This is a genomic window from Burkholderia sp. BCC0397, from assembly GCF_902832865.1.
Lineage (GTDB): Bacteria > Pseudomonadota > Gammaproteobacteria > Burkholderiales > Burkholderiaceae > Burkholderia.
On record NZ_CADFDL010000004.1, the window covers coordinates 23,719 to 41,416 of the forward strand.

At 67.3% G+C, this 17,698-nt stretch carries 16 protein-coding genes and 1 tRNA gene; 10 read left to right on the forward strand and 7 right to left on the reverse strand.

What is annotated here, in order from left to right; translation table 11 throughout:
* The first annotated feature begins 137 nt into the window (after window positions 1-137).
* Window positions 138-1,778, forward strand: a complete 1,641-nt coding sequence (locus HWX03_RS14210; protein WP_174390270.1) for an L-lactate permease — start codon at window positions 138-140, stop codon at window positions 1,776-1,778.
* A gap of 99 nt (window positions 1,779-1,877) precedes the next feature.
* On the opposite strand, the gene HWX03_RS14215 is transcribed toward HWX03_RS14210, so the two are convergent.
* The gene (locus HWX03_RS14215; RefSeq protein WP_175871635.1) at window positions 1,878-2,795 is read right to left on the reverse strand and encodes a LysR family transcriptional regulator; all 918 of its coding nucleotides are present in this window, start codon (window positions 2,793-2,795) and stop codon (window positions 1,878-1,880) included.
* A 229-nt stretch (window positions 2,796-3,024) separates the two neighbouring features.
* On the opposite strand from HWX03_RS14215, the gene HWX03_RS14220 reads away from it, so the two are divergent.
* Window positions 3,025-5,196, forward strand: a complete 2,172-nt coding sequence (locus HWX03_RS14220; protein WP_175871636.1) for a phospholipase C, phosphocholine-specific — start codon at window positions 3,025-3,027, stop codon at window positions 5,194-5,196.
* A 208-nt stretch (window positions 5,197-5,404) separates the two neighbouring features.
* Entirely contained in the window at window positions 5,405-6,130 is a 726-nt protein-coding gene (locus HWX03_RS14225; RefSeq protein ID WP_175871637.1) for a phosphonate utilization associated transcriptional regulator, read from the forward strand.
* A 178-nt stretch (window positions 6,131-6,308) separates the two neighbouring features.
* On the opposite strand, the gene HWX03_RS14230 is transcribed toward HWX03_RS14225, so the two are convergent.
* Together HWX03_RS14230 and HWX03_RS14235 are read right to left on the reverse strand one after the other, a co-directional pair.
* A complete protein-coding gene (locus tag HWX03_RS14230; protein WP_175871638.1) occupies window positions 6,309-6,626 on the reverse strand; it encodes a hypothetical protein in 318 nt (105 codons plus the stop codon).
* Between the two features lie 51 nt (window positions 6,627-6,677).
* A complete protein-coding gene (locus tag HWX03_RS14235) occupies window positions 6,678-8,066 on the reverse strand; it encodes an FAD-dependent oxidoreductase (protein ID WP_175871639.1) in 1,389 nt (462 codons plus the stop codon).
* Between the two features lie 519 nt (window positions 8,067-8,585).
* Between HWX03_RS14235 and phnA the strand changes: the two genes are divergently transcribed.
* Window positions 8,586-9,824: a phosphonoacetate hydrolase gene (gene phnA / locus HWX03_RS14240; RefSeq protein ID WP_175871640.1), complete on the forward strand. Its 1,239-nt coding sequence runs from the start codon at window positions 8,586-8,588 to the stop codon at window positions 9,822-9,824.
* 28 nt (window positions 9,825-9,852) lie between these two features.
* Window positions 9,853-11,307, forward strand: a complete 1,455-nt coding sequence (phnY, locus tag HWX03_RS14245) for a phosphonoacetaldehyde dehydrogenase (protein ID WP_175871641.1) — start codon at window positions 9,853-9,855, stop codon at window positions 11,305-11,307.
* 78 nt (window positions 11,308-11,385) lie between these two features.
* Here phnY and HWX03_RS14250 read toward each other — a convergent pair whose 3' ends face one another.
* On the reverse strand, window positions 11,386-11,658 hold the full coding sequence (locus HWX03_RS14250; RefSeq protein WP_174391013.1) for a hypothetical protein: 273 nt from the start codon (window positions 11,656-11,658) through the stop codon (window positions 11,386-11,388).
* 325 nt (window positions 11,659-11,983) lie between these two features.
* On the opposite strand from HWX03_RS14250, the gene HWX03_RS14255 reads away from it, so the two are divergent.
* The 3 genes from HWX03_RS14255 to HWX03_RS14265 are packed head-to-tail and all read left to right on the forward strand — an operon-like array spanning window position 11,984 to window position 14,216.
* Window positions 11,984-12,766, forward strand: a complete 783-nt coding sequence (locus HWX03_RS14255) for an amino acid ABC transporter substrate-binding protein (RefSeq protein ID WP_175871642.1) — start codon at window positions 11,984-11,986, stop codon at window positions 12,764-12,766.
* Window positions 12,767-12,780: 14 nt separating this feature from the next.
* Window positions 12,781-13,461 (forward strand): amino acid ABC transporter permease, encoded by a 681-nt coding sequence (locus HWX03_RS14260; protein ID WP_174391015.1) that lies wholly within the window; start codon window positions 12,781-12,783, stop codon window positions 13,459-13,461.
* Window positions 13,458-14,216, forward strand: coding sequence for an amino acid ABC transporter ATP-binding protein (locus tag HWX03_RS14265; protein ID WP_175871643.1), 759 nt, complete (start codon window positions 13,458-13,460; stop codon window positions 14,214-14,216). Before HWX03_RS14260 ends, HWX03_RS14265 begins: the two co-directional genes overlap by 4 nt.
* Before the next feature lie 19 nt (window positions 14,217-14,235).
* On the opposite strand, the gene HWX03_RS14270 is transcribed toward HWX03_RS14265, so the two are convergent.
* The gene (locus HWX03_RS14270) at window positions 14,236-15,051 is read right to left on the reverse strand and encodes an alpha/beta fold hydrolase (protein WP_175871644.1); all 816 of its coding nucleotides are present in this window, start codon (window positions 15,049-15,051) and stop codon (window positions 14,236-14,238) included.
* Between the two features lie 81 nt (window positions 15,052-15,132).
* Here HWX03_RS14270 and HWX03_RS14275 point away from each other — a divergent pair, with 81 nt between their 5' ends.
* Window positions 15,133-15,747 (forward strand): CGNR zinc finger domain-containing protein, encoded by a 615-nt coding sequence (locus HWX03_RS14275; protein WP_175871645.1) that lies wholly within the window; start codon window positions 15,133-15,135, stop codon window positions 15,745-15,747.
* A gap of 36 nt (window positions 15,748-15,783) precedes the next feature.
* Here the strand turns inward: HWX03_RS14275 and HWX03_RS14280 are convergent, their stop codons facing one another.
* Together HWX03_RS14280 and HWX03_RS14285 are read right to left on the reverse strand one after the other, a co-directional pair.
* The gene (locus HWX03_RS14280; protein WP_175871646.1) at window positions 15,784-16,830 is read right to left on the reverse strand and encodes a DUF3592 domain-containing protein; all 1,047 of its coding nucleotides are present in this window, start codon (window positions 16,828-16,830) and stop codon (window positions 15,784-15,786) included.
* Window positions 16,831-17,020: 190 nt separating this feature from the next.
* Window positions 17,021-17,096: transfer RNA gene (locus HWX03_RS14285), tRNA-Lys, on the reverse strand.
* A gap of 190 nt (window positions 17,097-17,286) precedes the next feature.
* On the opposite strand from HWX03_RS14285, the gene HWX03_RS14290 reads away from it, so the two are divergent.
* Window positions 17,287-17,691, forward strand: a complete 405-nt coding sequence (locus HWX03_RS14290; RefSeq protein WP_027785770.1) for a PaaI family thioesterase — start codon at window positions 17,287-17,289, stop codon at window positions 17,689-17,691.
* Window positions 17,692-17,698 lie beyond the last annotated feature (7 nt).

The following is a 17,698-nucleotide window of genomic DNA, read 5'->3' on the forward strand; positions in this document are numbered from 1 at the left end:
CTTTTAAGCGACCGATCGGTTGGCCGCGCAACGTCGTTGCGTACGCAAACGCCCGAGCGCGGTCGTGACTGCAGGACATCGCCTTGTACCGAACCCGGCGCATCGACATGCGAACCCGGGTCGACTCTGGAGACACGATGAATCCCACCGACGCCCTACCGCCCGGCATCGTCTTCGCGCAACCGTTGACGCCGGTCGCGCACTCGCTGCTCCTGTCGTTCCTCGTCGCGGCGATCCCGATCGCGGTCGCGCTGATCGCGCTCGGCGTGCTGCGCCGCCCCGCGTGGCAGGCGTCGCTCGCCGGGCTCGTCGCGGGCCTCGCGGTCGCGATCGGCGCGTGGGGGATGCCGGCCGGGCTCGCGTTCAACGCGGTCGGCGCCGGCATGGCGCTCGCGGTCGTGCCGGTGATGTGGATCGTCTTCAACGCGCTGCTGCTGTACAACATCGCGGTGAAGTCGGGCCGCTTCGACCAGTTCCGGCAGTGGATGCTCGACAACCTGCCCGACGACCGCCGCCTCGTGCTGCTCGTCGTCGCGTTCTCGTTCGGCTGTCTGCTCGAAGGGATCTCCGGATTCGGCACGCCGGTCGCAATCACGAGCGCGCTGCTGATCGCGCTCGGCTTCCCCGCGCTCGAAGCGCTCACCTATACGCTGCTGTTCAACACGGCGCCGGTCGCGTTCGGCGCGCTCGGCGTGCCGATCACCGTGCTCGGCGCGGTCACGTCGCTGCCGCCCGCGACGCTCGCGCAGATGGTCGGGCGCCAGTTGCCGTTCTTCGCGCTGCTGCTGCCGTTCTACGTGGTCGGCGCGTATGGCGGCCTGCGCTCGATCGCGAAGCTGTGGCCCGCGCTGCTCGTGTCGGGCGCCAGTTTCGCGATCGCCCAGTTCGTCACGTCGAACTTCCTCGGCTACCAGCTCACCGACGTGCTGTCGTCGCTTTCGTCGCTGATCGTGACGATCGGCTTCCTGCAGGTGTGGAAGCCGCAGCCCGATCCGCAATATGCGCTCGCGCGCAGCGTGCCGGCCGCCGCCGGCGCCGCGCGCGCAGGCTTCGGCGGCTGGCTGCCGTGGCTCGTCGTGTCGGTGGTCGTGATCGTCTGGGTGCACGCGAACATCGCGGCGATCGGCGACGTGAAGATCAAGTGGCCGGGCCTGCACAACGCCGTGTACGTGTCGCTGTACCACAAGCCGTATGCGGCGATCTGGGATTTCCAGCCGCTCGGCACGGGCACCGCGATCCTGCTGTCGGCGATCATCACGGCCGCGCTGACGCGCACCGGCCCCGGCGCGTTCGTCGAATGCGTGGTGAAGACGTGGCGGCAGACGTGGATCGCGATCGTCACGGTGATGATGATCGTCGGGCTCGCGTACCTGCTGAACTACTCCGGCATCAGCTACACGCTCGGCACCGGCGTCGCGTCGACGGGCGCGCTGTTCCCGCTCGTGTCGGCGTCGCTCGGCTGGATCGCGGTGTTCCTGTCCGGCAGCGACACGTCGGGCAACGCGCTGTTCGGCAACCTGCAGGTCGTCGCCGCCCGGCAGCTCGGCCTCGATCCGGTGCTGATGGCCGCGACCAACTCGTCGGGCGGCGTGATGGGCAAGATGATCTCGCCGCAGAACATCGCGACGGGCGTGTCGACGACGGATCTGAAAGGGCAGGAAGGCGTCGTGTTCGCGCGCACCTTCTGGCACAGCGTGATCCTCACGCTGTTGCTCGGCGTGCTGGTGTTCCTGCAGCAGCACGTGCTGACCTGGATGATCCCGGCGCTGCCGAAGTGACGCACGGCGCCACGACGGAAGGAAGGCACGAGGACAACGACGAGGGAAGGCGCGGGAACAGCGCCAGATAGTGTGCGGAAGCGGTGAACGCGCGGCGGCTCAGCGTGCGTTCACCCGCCGCATCGTTCGTCCGGTTTCGACCGCATCGGCCGCTTCGCCGCCGTCCGGCAGGATGCACGCGAGGAACGCGTCGATCGCGGGGCTCTGGCGGCGCGCTTTCAGGTAGTACACGTATTCGTCGATGGTCGTGTCGACGCCGCGCAGCGCGATCACGCGCAGGTCAGGATGGCGCTCGGCCTCGCCGAGCGGAAAGAGGCTTCCGCCCACCCCATGCAGGATCGCCTCGCGAATCGCTTCGCGGCTGCCGATCTCGGCGACCGAGGTGGCCGCGACGCCGGCCGTTGCGAGGATCGTCTCCGTGCAGCGGCGCGTGACCGAACCTTCCTCGCGGATCAGCAACCGCACGTCGGCGAGCTGCGCCGGGTCGATCGAATCGAACCGCGCGAGCGGATGATGGCGATGCACGACGAGCACGAGCGGATCGGTCGAGATCACCTTGCGCTCGAGGCCGTCGGCGTCGTTGCGCTGCGACGAGACCGCGAGATCGATGCGGAATTCCTGCAGCGCCTGCAGGATTTCCTCGGAGTTGCCGATCCGGCACGTGAGCGCGATCGACGGATGCGCGCTCGAGAAGCGGCCGACCGCGTCCATGATGTAGTACGGGCCCGTCGCGCCGATCCGCAGGTGACCTTCGAACAGGCCGCCGACGTTGCGCAGCATGATGTCGGCCTGCGCCTCGAGCGCGATCATCTTCTCGACGAGCGGCAGCAGCTCGATGCCCGTCTCGGTCACCTCGAGCTTGCGGCCGCTGCGGTAGAACAGCTCGACGCCGTACACCTGCTCGACCTGCCGGATCTGCGCGGCAATCGTCGGCTGGCTCACGCCCAGGTGGCGCGCGGCGCGCGTGATGCTGCCCTGCCGGACGGTCGCGTGGAACGCCTTCAGCTGATCGAACACGACTCGGCTTCTCCCCCCTCTTCATCGCGCGTCAGCGTAGCGCACGCATGTGTCGGCCGGATGAAAGGCGCGTCGGGCGCGACTTCGAAAAAAAGCTGGGGGTGACCGCAAGAAACCTGCGGGAACCGGTCACGGCGGGGACATGCCGGTGCGGGGTAATAGCGGCGACGCAGATCGCCGGCCCCGCTCGCCCGGCGACCCCACTCCCACCGACCACAGGGTTCTCTTCATGTCCTCGAACAATCGACGCGATTTCCTGCGCCTCGCCGCGCAGTCGGCCGGCGCGATGGCCGCCTACGCGGGCTTCCCGCCCGCGATCCGCAATGCGCTGGCGATGCCGGCCGCCTATCGCACCGGCACGATCCGCGACGTGGAGCACGTCGTGATCTTCATGCAGGAAAACCGTTCGTTCGACCATTACTTCGGCGGGCTGCGCGGCGTGCGCGGCTTCGACGACCCGCGTCCGCACCTGCTGCCGAACGGCGCACCGGTGTGGCAGCAGCCGCCGGCATCGGTGTTCACGAAGAACTACCATTCGCGCGGGCTCGATCCGTCGGCGCCGTACGTGCTGCCGTTCTACCTCGATCCGAAGCAGACGACCGAATTCCAGCCGGGTACCAACCACGGCTGGAGCAGCGGCCACCTGTCCTGGAACAACGGCCAGTGGGACCAGTGGGTGAACCAGAAGCAGGACGTGCTGACGATGGGCTACCTGAAGCGCCAGGATCTCACGTACCACTACGCGCTGGCCGACGCGTTCACGATCTGCGATTCGTACTTCTGCTCCGCGCACGCCGACACCGCGCCGAACCGCATCTACCTGTGGACCGGCACGGTCGATTCGCGCAACGTGTACGGCACGCAGCCGAACGGCCCGGGCATCGGCGAGCGCAACGACGTGAACGGCTATACGTGGACGACCTACGCCGAACGCCTCGAGAACGCGAAGATCAGCTGGAAGGTGTACCAGGGCGGCACCGGCATCCCGGGTGACCCGACCGACAACTACACCGACAACTCGCTGATGTTCTTCAAGCGCTTCCAGGTGAAGGAAGGCGCGAGCGGCCCGCTGGTCGACAAGGGCGCATCGAACCACACGCTCGCCGAACTGAAGGCCGACGTGCAGGCCAACCGGCTGCCGCAGGTGTCGTGGATCGTGTCGCCGTACAAGTACAGCGAGCACCCGCAGGCGTCGCCGACCGACGGCGCGTTCTACATCAACATGGTGCTCGAGGCGCTGACGTCGAACCCCGAAGTGTGGGCGAAGACGGTGTTCATCCTGAACTACGACGAGAACGACGGGCTGTTCGACCACGTCGTGCCGCCGGTGCCGCCCGTCACGAGCGGCGTGGGCGGCCAGGGCATCGTGTCGTCGAACCTGCTGTCGAACCTCGGCGACGAATTGCTCGACCTGAACAAGTACCCGGGCGAAATGAGCCCGCTGGTGCCGGGCGCCGACCCGGGCGGCATTCAGCCGATCGGCCTCGGGCCGCGCGTGCCGCTGATCATCATCTCGCCGTGGACGAAGGGCGGCTGGGTCTGCTCGGAGACGTTCGACCATACGTCGGTGCTGCGTTTCCTCGAAGCGCGTTTCGGCGTGAAGGAGCCGAACATCAGCGCGTGGCGCCGGTCGATCTGCGGCGACCTCACGTCGGCGTTCGACTTCTCCGCGCGGCCCGACACGCGCACGGTGAGCTTCACGGTGCCGCAGCATATCGCGACGGCCGGCCAGGCGTACCAGGTGCCCGCGCAGCAGTCGATGCCGGCGCAGGAGCCCGGCACGCGTCCGGCGCGTGCGCTGCCGTACGAGCTGTTCGTGCACAGCCGCGTGAGCGCGCATGACGACACCGTGTCGCTCGACTTCGCGAACACCGGCGACGCGGGCGCCGCGTTCTACGTGTACGACCGCCGCAACCCGGCGACGCCGCCGCGCCGCTACGCGGTGTCCGCGCGCGACCGCTTCGTCGATACGTGGAGCACGTCGGCCGCGCGCGGCGAGTACCATCTCGCCGCCTACGGCCCGAACGGTTATCTGTGCGAATTCCAGGGCAACACGCGGCTCGCCGCGGACGGCCGCCACGCGAACCCCGAAGCGAAGATCGGCTACGACGTGCGCAATCGCCACGTGTACCTGCAACTGCGCAACAGCGGGCGCGCGACGTGCCGCGTGACGGTCGACAACGCGTACAGCCATGCGCATGCGCGCACCTACACGCTGGAGCCGGGCGAGCGCGTCGAAGGGCACTTCGAGCTGTCGTCAAGCCACGGCTGGTACGATCTGACGATCACCGCGACGACGCTGCGCGGCGGCGGCGACAAGGTCGTGCGCCGCTTCGCGGGCCACGTCGAGACGGGTCGGCCGAGCCAGAGCGATCCGGGGCCGGTGAAGCACACGGCCTGACGGAGGCGCAGGCGTCGCGCGAAGCGGGGCAGTGCCTCCGCACCGCGCGACTGCCGCGTGCCGGCTGGATACCGGTTGCGCGCCGGCCCGCAGGATTGGATTTTGGAAACTGAAAACTGTTGACAATATTTGGGGCCGAGGGTATACAACGATCATTCGCCGATATGGCGCCCTCGTTTTCACTCGCAGCGTTGCTGCCTGCCGCTCCATGACTGCCTCGAACGCGCTCAACGCCATCGAACTCCTGCAAAGCCAGTCGCTCGCGATGATCGTCCAGGACATGCTCGAGCGCGCGATCGTGTCCGGCGAATACGCGCCCGGCGAGAAACTCAACGAAGTCGATATCGCGACGAAGCTGAACGTGTCGCGCGGCCCAGTGCGCGAAGCATTCCGCGCGCTCGAACAGGCCGGGCTGCTGCGCAACGAGAAGAATCGCGGCGTGACGGTGCGCGTCGTGCCGCTGCGCGAGGCCGAGGAAATCTACGAAGTGCGCGCGATGCTCGACGAATCGGTCGCGCGCGCGCTCGCGAAGCGTAGCTCGCCCGATACGCTGAAGGTGCTGAAGGGCATCATCCAGTCGATGAAGGCCGCCGCGAAGACGCACGACGTCACGCGCTACACCGAGCTGAACGTGCAGTTCCACGACGCGATGGTGGTCGGCGTCGGCAATACGCATCTCATCGACACCTACCGGCGGCTCGTGCGCCAGCTTGGCCTGCTGCGCCAGGCGGCGATCGAGGCCGAGGAGGATGCGATCGCGGTGTCGGCGGCCGAGCACGACAAGATCGTGCAGGCGCTCGCGGCCGGCGACGAGGAGAGGGCCGTCGCGCTCGTGCGCGAGCACGTCGCACACGGCCTCGCGCGGATGCGCCGCATGCACGAGCAGGGGCTGCCCGCGACGGGCAAGGCGGCGCGGGAGAAGGCCGGCGCGTGAGTGGACACGTTACCTGTCCCGCACGTTGACGACGAAAGGCCGCGGAGCGGCTGGATCACGGCCTTTCGTGGTCGAGTCGCCAGCTTGCACATGGCCCGCTCGTGCAGTCGAGTAGGACGGCCGTCGCTTCGCGCGACGTTGAGATGTCCGATCGAAGGTGGTGATCGCCGGCAACTGATCATTTGCCGCGCTGTTTATCGAAGAAATCGTCCAGTACCCAGCCGGTTCCGGATTCACAGCGCACTTGCGTATATGCATAGATCTTTGCAGCCCGATCCGTCACGGGGACGCAAGATTCACCTGTCCTGACCGTGAAGATCGGGTGGGTTCTATCGTCGTTTGGTTCGGCGAAGGCCGGCATATCCCGAAGCGCCGTCCATTTCCCATCTCTAAATTTCGAGCACGCGCCGATCATCACGGTCAGTGCGGCCAGTAGCAGAAAGCGCAGCATTTCTTCAGATGTATTGGCGAGATCGCCAATCGTACCGTGACGCAACGCGGTCTGCCGGCAGGGCAGGTGATTCGATACGTTATCTGAATGATGTAATTACGCCTTGTCGGCCTTCCCCGCCGCGCTCGCAAACTTCGCGAGCCACGTATCGATAGCCGACGGTTGCCGGCCCTCATCCTCCGCACGCTCCTTGCGGCGGATCGCGTTGCGCACGACGTGCGCGCCGACATAGCGGATCGGCTCCGGCGGGAAATGGCCGAGCGGGCCGCGCACGATCGGGCTGCGCGTCCACGCGTTGTCGAGGCCGAGCACCAGCGACGACAGGATCTGCCCGCCCATGTAGGTCGGCCCGACGCCGTTGCCCGAATAGCCGAAGCCGTAGAACACGTTCGGCGCGTTATCGAGGCGGCCGAAGAACGGGAAGCCCGTCACCGAACGATCCGACGGCCCGTTCCAGCTTGCGGTGACCGGCACGCCCGCAAGCGACGGGAAGAATTCGCGCAGGCTGTGCGTGAGCTGCGCCTCGTACGGCGAGCGGCGGTCGAACACCGGCGCGATGCGGCTGCGCCACGAGAACGTGTTGCCGCCCTTGCCGAGCATCAGCCGCCCGTCGGCGGTCGTGCGGTAGTAATAGACGAAGATCCGTGAATCGAGCACTGACACGCCGTCCACGAGCCCGGTCTTCTCGAGCAGTTCCGGGCATTTCTCGGTGATGACCATGTCGCTCGACACGACCGCGATCGTGCGTTCGAACTGCGGGAAGCGGCTCGCCATCCACGCATTGATCGCGAACACGAGCTTGCCCGCCGTGACGCTGCCGGACGGCGTGCGCACGACGGCCGGCTGGCCGGGCGTGAAGTCGAGCATCGGCGTGCGCTCGTAGATCCGGATGCCCATCGCGAGCGCGACGCGGCGCAGCCCGCGCACGAGCTTGCCGGGATGCACGGTCGCGGCGATGGGCGAGTAGACGCCGTCGAGATTGCGCGCGGAGCCCGAGCGGCGCGCGACTTCGGCGGGCGGCAGCGGCTCGTAGCTGTGGATGCCGCACGCGGCGAGCGCGTCGAGCACCGGCGCGAGCGTGCCGACCTGCGCGCGCGACGTCGCGGTGTACAGCGTGCCGTCGAGCCGCAATTCGGCATCGATGCCGTGCGCGCGGCAGAAATCGGCGATGTGCTGGACGGCCGCTTCCGATGCCTTCACGAGCCGGATCGCCTCGGCTTCGCCGAACAGGCGCCGCAGCGTCAGGAATTTCGCGGACCACGTGAGCAGGCAGCCGCCGTTGCGGCCGCTCGCGCCGGCGCCGCACAGGTCGGCTTCGAGGATCGCGATGTCGAGCGCCGGGTTCTGCTGCTTCGCCTGGATCGCGGTCCAGAGGCCTGTGAAGCCGCCGCCGACGATGCACACGTCGGCCTGCGTCGCACCCTGCAGCGCGGGGGAGAGATCGCCGTCGTTGAACAGCGCTTGTTCGATCCAGAAGGGTCGCATCGGATGTCGTGCCAGTAAAGGTCGGTAGGTCGTGCCGCGCGCGGCGGGGAAATGAAAATGAGACCGCCTCACGGCGACGCGCGGTGGGCCGCGCGTCGCCGGGCGGATCGCGTCAGGCCGCCGCTTCTACGGACCCGCGACGCACGACCATCGCCGTCAGCGTGTCGGCGATCGCGTCCTGAACGCCGGCCTCGCCGACCCAGCCGATGCGAAACGTATCGACCTGATGCGCGTGCCCAGGTACGCAATGTAGTCGCGCTTTTTGACCGCTCGATAAAACGCTTTGACGCCGTTGTCCTCATCGTCCGGCGCAGGGATCACCGGGCCCACGATCGTCTTCAAGGCGCGTCACACGCGCCGTATGAGCGGCGCCGGCCTCCGCTGCACGACACACTTTGCATTCTGTTCGCTGCATGTTGTTGACAATCTACAAACAGTCCATTTTAATGTCAAGCGTGGAAGCACCCCTCGGCGCGAGCGCCGACGACCCGTCCCTTCGAACCGAAAAGACTGAACGTCATGACTGAAACGCCTGTATCCGTGGAAGTGAACGGCCGCCGCTACAACTGGATGAGCCGCCCCGTGGTGGTGGTCTGCGTCGACGGCTGCGCCTATGAATATCTCGAGATGGCGGCCGAGGCCGGCGTCGCGCCGTTCCTGCGCACGCTGCTGAAGCCGGGCACGGCGCTCAAGGGCGAGTGCGTGGTGCCGAGCTTCACGAACCCGAACAACCTGTCGATCGTGACCGGCGTGCCGCCGGCGATCCACGGGATCAGCGGCAACTACTTCTACGATCGCGACACCGGTGCCGAGGTGCTGATGAACGATCCGAAGTACCTCGTGGCCCCCACCGTGCTCGCGACCTTCGCCGAACAGGGCGCGCGCGTCGCGGTCGTCACCGCGAAGGACAAGCTGCGCCGCCTGCTCGGCAAGGGGCTGAAGGGCATCTGCTTCTCGTCGGAAAAGGCCGACGAGGCGAGCGTCGACGAAAACGGCATCGACAACGTGCTCGAGCTGGTCGGCAAGCCGGTGCCGAGCGTGTACAGCGCGGACCTGTCGGAGTTCGTGTTCGCCGCCGGCGTGCGCCTGCTCGAGACGCGCCCGATCGACCTGATGTACCTGTCGACCACCGACTACGTGCAGCACAAGTGCGCGCCCGGCACGCCCGGCGCGAACGCGTTCTACGCGATGATGGACACCTACCTGCAGCGCCTCGACGCGCTCGGCGCGATCGTCGCGATCACGGCCGATCACGGGATGAACGCGAAGCACGACGACGAGACCGGCGAGCCGAACGTGATCTACCTGCAGGAGCTGTTCGACGAATGGCTCGGCCACGATGCGGCGCGCGTGATCCTGCCGATCACCGATCCGTACGTCGTGCACCACGGTGCGCTCGGTTCGTTCGCGACCGTCTACGTGCCGGCGACGGCCGACAACGATGCGCTGCGTGCGCGGCTCGCCGCGGTCGACGGCATCGAGGTCGTGCTGACGGGCGCCGAAGGCTGCGCGCGCTTCGAGCTGCCGCCCGCGCGGATGGGCGACCTGATCGTGATCTCGAAGCAGGACGTCGTGCTCGGCACGCGCCGCATCAAGCACGACCTGTCGGGCCTCGACGTGCCGCTGCGCTCGCACGGCGGGATCTCCGAGCAGATCGTGCCGCTGATCTTCAGCAAGCCGGTCGCGACCGACGTCACCGGCCGGGCGCGGCTGCGCAACTTCGACATCATCGACATCGCGCTCAACCATCTGCAGTGATGCACGCGCATCCTTGGGGGATACAGTCATGAACGCCATTGCAGCATCGACGGCCGTCCGCGAGATTCGTCGCGAAGCACTGCGAATCGACGGCGAACGGATTCAGCGGGATGCGGTGATCGACGTGCGCAACCCGTACGACGGCGCGCTGGTCGGCACCGTGCCGAAGGCGACGCTCGACGACGTGCGCCGCGCGTTCGCGGTCGCACGTGCGTACCGGCCGACGCTCACGCGCCACGATCGCGCGGCGATCCTGCGCCGCGCGGCCGACATCGTGCGTGCGCGCACCGCGGAGATCGCGGCGCTGATCACGGCCGAGGCCGGGTTGTGCATCAAGGATTCGACGTACGAAGCCGGCCGCGTGGCCGATGTGCTGACGTTCGGCGCGGGCGAAGTGCTGAAGGACGACGGGCAGATCTTCTCGTGCGATCTGACGCCGCACGGCAAGAAGCGCCGCGTGTACACGCAGCGCGACCCGCTGCTCGGCGTGATTTCGGCGATCACGCCGTTCAATCACCCGATGAATCAGGTTGCGCACAAGATCGTGCCGTCGGTGGCGACCAACAACCGGATCGTCGTGAAGCCGTCGGAGAAGGTGCCGCTGTCGTGCTACCTGTTCGCGGACATCCTGTACGAAGCCGGCTTGCCGCCGCAGATGCTGCAGGTGATCACCGGCGACCCGAAGGAAATCGCCGACGAGCTGATCACGAACCCGGCGATCGACATGATCACGTTTACCGGCGGCGTGTCGATCGGCAAGTCGATCGCTGCGCGAATGGGCTACCGGCGCGCGGTGCTCGAACTCGGCGGCAACGATCCGATCATCGTGATGGAAGACGCCGATCTCGACGAGGCGAGCACGCTCGCGGTGTCGGGCTCGTACAAGAATTCGGGGCAGCGCTGCACGGCGATCAAGCGGATGCTCGTGCACGAGTCGGTGGCCGATCGCTTCACGGCGCTGGTTGTCGAGAAGACGCGCGCATGGTCGTATGGCAATCCGTCCGACCCGTCGGTCGACATGGGCACGGTGATCGACGAAGCGGCCGCGAAGTTCTGCGAGCAGCAGGTAAATGATGCGATCGCGCGCGGGGCGCGGCTGCTGGTCGGCAACGTGCGTGACGGCGCGCTGTATTCGCCGACCGTCGTCGATCGCGTGACGCCCGACATGCCGCTGGTGAAGCATGAAACCTTCGGCCCGGTGTCGCCGATCATGCGCTTTCGCGACATCGACGAAGCGATCCGGATGTCGAACAGCACCGACTACGCGCTGTCGTCGTCGGTGTGCACGAACCGCTTCGACCACATCACGCGCTTCATCACCGAGCTGGAGGTCGGCAGCGTGAACGTGCGCGAAGTGCCCGGCTATCGACTGGAACTGACGCCGTTCGGCGGCGTGAAGGATTCGGGGCTCGGGTACAAGGAGGGCGTGCAGGAGGCGATGAAGAGCTTCACGAATACGAAGACGTATTCGCTGCCCTGGTAAGCGGCGGAGTGATGCGGACGCGCCGGCGCGGAGGCCGGCGCGTGGAATGTCCTCGGCCGGGATGCGGCCGAGCGACCGTCAATCGTCGTCGCCGCGGTGATGTCGCCAGCCGCGATGCCAGCCGTTGTCGTGCCGGTAACGGCGGTAGCGATATTCGCCGTAGTACGGGCCGTAATAGGCGGGCGCCGGCTCGTACACGACGGGCGGCGGCGTGTAGTAGACCGGCGGCGGCGCCTCGATCACCGGCCCCGGCACGCCCAGGTACACGCCGACGTCGGTGTGCGCGAACGCGCCTGCCGACTGGCAGGCAGCCGCGATGCCGAGGGCACAGGGCAACAGGATGCGTTTCATTTGCCGTTCACTCCGATCGTGGGGAGCCAAACCCGCGACCTGTCGGTTCATCATGTTTTCATGGTACGTAGCGCGTGCCGAATGGGTGATACCGCAATGTCGCTTCTGTAACCGCCGGTAACGAATTGTCGGACGATTGTCGCGTTGAATCGCGACGGATTTCGTCTGCGCAATGAGCGGCTGCCCGCGCGTTATTCGACGCGCTCATATCGTTAGCGGATTTGCGTTTTTGCCGGGCATCGGCGCGTCGGTAGAATTCGCGGACCTCTCGCGCGGCCGCTCGGGCCGGCGGGTTCACTCCCTTTCATCGTTCGGGGTCCGCACCATGAAATTCCTCCGCTCCATTCTGCTCGTCGCGCTGCTGCAGGCTGTCGCGGCCACGAGCGCATTCGCCGCCGACGATCTCGCGCAGATCAAGTCGGCCGGCGTGTTCCGGGTCGGCACCGAAGGTACCTACGCGCCGTTCACGTACCACGACGAAACCGGCAAGCTGACGGGCTTCGACGTCGACATCGCGACCGCGGTCGCGCAGCGTCTCGGCGTGAAGCCGCAGTTCGTCGAAGGCAAATGGGACGGGCTGATCGCGGGCCTCGATGTGAACCGTTACGACGCGGTCGTCAACGAAGTGTCGATCACCGATGCGCGCGAGGCGAAATACGATTTCTCGACGCCGTACATCACGTCGCACGCGGTGCTGATCGTGCGCGCGGACAACACGACGATCCGCTCGTTCGACGACCTGAAGGGCAAGAAATCCGCGAATACGCTGACCAGCAATTTCGGCAAGCTCGCGGCCGCGCACGGCGCGGACGTGGTGCCCGTGCAGGGCTTCAACGAATCGATCGACCTGCTGACGTCGGGGCGCGTCGATGCGACGATCAACGATTCGCTGTCGTACCTCGATTTCCGCAAGCACAAGCCCGACGCGAAACTGAAGATCGCGGCGACCGACAAGGCCGGCGCGGGCGACGCGTCCGGCGTGCTGCTGCGCAAGGGCAGCCCCGCGCTGGTGGCCGCGATCGACAAGGCGCTCGCGGACATCAAGGCGGACGGCACTTACGCGAAGATCTCGCAGAAGTACTTCGGCCGCGACGTGTCGCAGCCGTGACGCGGAGCTGAACGATGCCGGCCTGGCTGCACCTGATGGCGGAATCGCTGCGCCCCCTGCTGGTCGCGGGGCTCGTGTTTACGGTCCCGCTCACGCTCGCGTCGTTCGCGATCGGCCTGTTGCTCGCGTTCGGCGCGGCGCTCGTGCGGCTGTTCGGGCCGCGCTGGGCGCAGGCCGCCGTGCGGTTCTATATCTGGCTGTTCCGCGGCTCGCCGTTGCTCGTGCAGTTGTTCGTGATCTTCTACGGATTGCCGAGCGTCGGCATCGTGCTCGATCCGCTGACGGCCGCCGTGATCGGTTTCTCGCTGAACGTCGGCGCGTACAACGCCGAGGTGATCCGCGGCGTGATCGAGTCGATGCCGAAGGGGCAGTGGGAAGCCGCGTACTCGATGTCGATGACGCGCGCGCAGGCGTTGCGCCGCGCAATCCTGCCACAGGCCGCGCGCGTCGCGCTGCCCGCGCTGTCGAACTCGTTCATCTCGCTCGTGAAGGACACGTCGCTCGCGGCCGTGCTGACGGTGCCCGAGATCTTCCAGGCCGCGCAGCGCATCGCGGCCGTGACCTACGAGCCGCTGATTCTCTATACCGAAGCCGCGCTGATCTATCTGCTGTTCAGCTCGGTGCTGTCCACGCTGCAACGTCGCCTCGAAACCCGCTTCGGCCGGCATGCGCTGTTCCACGCGGAGTTGCGATGATCCGCCTCGAACGCATCGACAAGTCGTTCGGCGCGCATCGCGTGCTGAGCGGAATCGACCTCGCGTTGCAGCCGGGCGGCGTGACGGCGCTGATCGGCCCGTCCGGCAGCGGCAAGAGCACGCTGCTGCGCTGCGTGAACCTGCTCGAAGTGCCGGAGACAGGCACACTCACGGTCGGCGAGGCGCGCATCGACTTCGTGCCGGGGCGCCGGCCGTCGCGCGACGAGGTATTTGCGGTGCGCAAGCAGACCGGCATGGTGTTCCAGAACTTCCAGTTGTTTCCGCACCTGAGCGTCGTGCAGAACGTGATGGAGGGGCTCGTGACCGTGCAGCGCTGGCCGCGCGAGCAGGCGCGCCAGCGGGCACTCGCGCTGCTCGACAAGGTCGGCATCGCGGACAAGGCCGACGCATGGCCGGCCACGCTGTCGGGCGGACAGCAGCAGCGCGTGGCGATCGCGCGGGCGCTCGCGCCGTCTCCGCAGGTGCTGCTGTGCGACGAGCCGACGTCGGCGCTCGATCCGGAATTGTCCGTCGAAGTGGTCGAGGTGCTGCGCCAGCTCGCGCGCGAAGGCACGACGATGCTGATGGCCACGCACGACCTGCGCCTCGCTGCGTCGATCGCACACGATGCGGTGTTCCTCGCCGACGGCCGCATCGTCGAAGCCGGGGCATCGCGCGACCTGTTCGGCCGGCCGCGCGACCCGCGCACTGCGAAGTTCGTCGCGACGCTCGCGCAAGGCGTGCCGGCGTTCTGACGCGTGATGCGGTGCCGGCTCAGCCCGGCGCGTACCCGTCGAGCACGGCGGCGACGATTGCTTCCGGCGCATCCTCCTGAACCAGATGGCCCGCATGCGGGACCCGGATCAGCTGGCCGTTCGCGATGCGATCGGCCAGCGTTTGTCCTTGTTCGAGCGGAATCCACACATCGTCCTCGCCCCACACGATGCGCACCGGAAAGTCCGGCGGCGCGTAGCGGGCCTCCGCTTCCTCGATGTAGCGCTGGCGCATCTGCGCGATCTGACGATAGAACGCGGCCTGGCCGGCCGGCGTGAGCCACGGCGCACGGTAGATCGACAGCGCGTCGTCGCTCAACGGCCGCGCGACCGCATTGCCGAGATAGGCCGACACGAGCGCGCGATGCGCATACGCGGGCAAGCCGGTGAACGCGGCTTCGTGCTGCGCGACATGACGCACGAACGGCGAGCCTTGCGGCGCGATCGCGACCGGGTTCACGAGCGTGAGATCCGCATACGCGATGCCGTCGAGAAAGTGCGCGCGCAGCACGGTTGCGCCGCCGTAGTCGTGCGCGAGCACGCGCGGCCGCACGAGTTTCCATTCATTCAGCAGCGCGCCGAACAGCGCGTTCTGGCGGCCCAGCGACACGTCCGCGTCCGGCATGTCGGACTGGCCGTAGCCGAGTAGATCGTAGAAATACACGCGATGGCGCCGTGCGAGCCACGGCGCGATCCGGCGCCATACCTGCGACGAAAACGGCGTGCCGTGCACGAGCACCAGCGGCGGGCCTTCGCCGAGCGTGCCCCATGCGATCCGGTGGCCTTCGAAATTGAAGCGGTTCGGGAGTTCGAGCATCGGCTTCTCCGTGCTAACCTGTTTTGGTTGTTAACAGGTTACGCCGGATTGTCCGGATGTGAAACCGATAGGTGAAAATAAATGGTTACTCGATCCGACCCGGCCCGACACGGGCACGAATGGCGCGCGGCCGATTTCGTCGGCGGCCATCCGGCGCTCGACTTCCTCAACACGGTGGCCGACACCGGCAAGACGCGCGACGAGGAGAAACTCGTCGACTGGTCGGCCGTGCGCGCATGGGCCGGGAAAGCGGGGTTGCTGGGGCCGGACGATTTGGCACGGCTGCTGCGTCATCCGCGGCAGGACGGCCCGGACGAGCTGGCGGCGCTGCACCGCTTTCGCGACGACGCGTACATCGCGATCGCGCACCTGACGGCCGAAGACGGCGGCAGCGCGGGGGCGCGCGCGGCGGATCGGCTCGCGGTGGCGATTCGCGAGGCGATCGGGCGCAGCGCGTTCGACGCGGTCGGCGGCCGCTTCGCATGGCGGCCCGATGCGCGTGCCGCGTCGCGCTGGATCGATGCGGTCGCGCTCGGTTTCGAGCATCTGATGCGCAGCGACGATTTCGCGCGTGTGCGTCAGTGCGGCCGGTGTACGTGGTTTTTCGTCGATCGCGGCCGCGGCGTCGGGCGGCGGTGGTGCGACATGCGCACGTGCGGGAATCGCGCGAAGGTGGAGGCGTTCAGGGAGCGGTGACGCGCGCGTCGCGGCGGTTGCCGCACCGCGCGTGCGTCATTGAGCGGTGTCGTGCGGCCGGTGGTCGGGCCATAGCGTCGCGGCGACGAACAGCCCCGCTGCAAGGAACGGCGCCCCGATCGCGAACAGGATGGCCGTGAGGCCCCAGCGATCCCAGAAGCGGTCGACGAGCGCACGCTCGGGGGTGACGGGGTCGTACAGCACGCTGACCGCGTCGCCTTCGTGCAGGCCCGGGTGCGACGACGCCGAGCCCTGGGCGAACGTGATCAGCCGCCCGCTGTCGGTCGTGAACGCGACGACGGCCGAATACAGCGACGGGCGCGGCCGCGACGACCGCCCGTTTTTCGCGATCTCGACCACATGGCCGGTCGAACGCGCATAGTGGTGGACGATCTGCCACTCACGCAGGCCGGCCGCGCCGGCGCCGGCAAGGAAGCCTGTGCCGATCGCGATCGGAATCAGCACGATCGCGACATCCCAGCGGCGCCGTGCCGGCTGGCGGGCGGCGCGGGGCTGCGCCGGCTCCGATTGCCGGCGGCGGCGCTCGCCGGCAATCAGCAGCCCGCCGATCGCGAACGACGCGACGGCGAGCAGCGCCGGCACGGCCGCCGGAAACCAGCGTTGCGTGAAATCGTCGATCAGCGCGGGGCGCTCGGGGTGGTCGGGATCGACCAGGACGTCGACGTTTTCGCCGATGTCGTAGGCGGGGACCGTCGACGCGGAATTGCCGGCGACTTCGCGGCGCTGGCCGTCGTTCGCGAGGTACGCGACGATCGGCCGGTACGCGCGTATCGCATCGCTGTCCTGGACGATGCGCACGACCGTGCCCGGCGCGCGGACCAGGTGGCCGGGTTCCCCGCTTGCCGTGATGGCGAGTACGCCGGCCAGCACGAACAGGACGACACCGATCATCAGCGCGACCAGCGCGTCCTTACCCGGCATGACGCGATCCGGTTCGTGCGTCGCGCGGATTCGGGTGTGCCCGGGTGAGCGGCCCATCGCGACGGACAGGCCGATATTGGCGCAACCATGCCCTCTGAATGGTCGCGTCTCGTTCACATGCTTCCATGTCTGACGTCCCATGTTCTCTCAGTGCCGGCGGGCAAACGACGATATCTGCGCGCCGGTCGTGTGATATTTGTCGGACGATTCTAGCGGAAACGATGCACAACGGGCGTGCGATGGCATAGCCCGCGAAAGGCATGCGCGGCGAATGCGGCGCGCCCAAACGGAAAAGGCCGGTCAGCTTTCGCTGACCGGCCTTTGGAATTCCTGGTGGGGCGTGAGTGACTCGAACACTCGACCTACGGATTAAGAGTCCGCTGCTCTACCAACTGAGCTAACGCCCCCAACAGAAGAAAGATTATGCGTGAGTATTTCAGGCTTGGCAAGCCCTTTCTGCAAATTTCCTGAAAATATTTCGTCAAGACGGCGGCGGCTGCCGGCGCGGTAACGAGCGGCCGCAGTTTGCGCGCTCCCGGTATGATGACGCCACACGCGTTGCGCGGCGGTCGCGCAACGTTTTCTGGACATTCGAAGATGGACGAAAACGCAGTCCGCGAATTGCTGGATCGCCTGCTGGCCCCGTGGGTCCGCTCGCTGGGTCTGGTCCCCGTGTCGATCGGCGACGACAGCGTCACGCTGCGCCTGCCGTTTTCCGGCGAATTCCGCCATTCGGGCGGCGTGATTTGCGGCCAGGTGTTCACGGCGGCCGCCGACACCGCGATGGTGGTCGCGATCTCGGCCGCGCTCGGCGAATTCCGGCCGATGACGACGGTGTCGCTGAACACGAACTTCATGCGTCCCGTGCGCAAGGGCGACGTGCTCGTCACCGCACGCGTGCTGCGGATGGGCCGCAACCTCGTGTTCGGCGAAGTCGAGCTGTTCGACGAGGACGGCAAGATGGCCGTCCATGCGACGTCGACCTACGCGCTCGTCAGCTGAGCGGCGC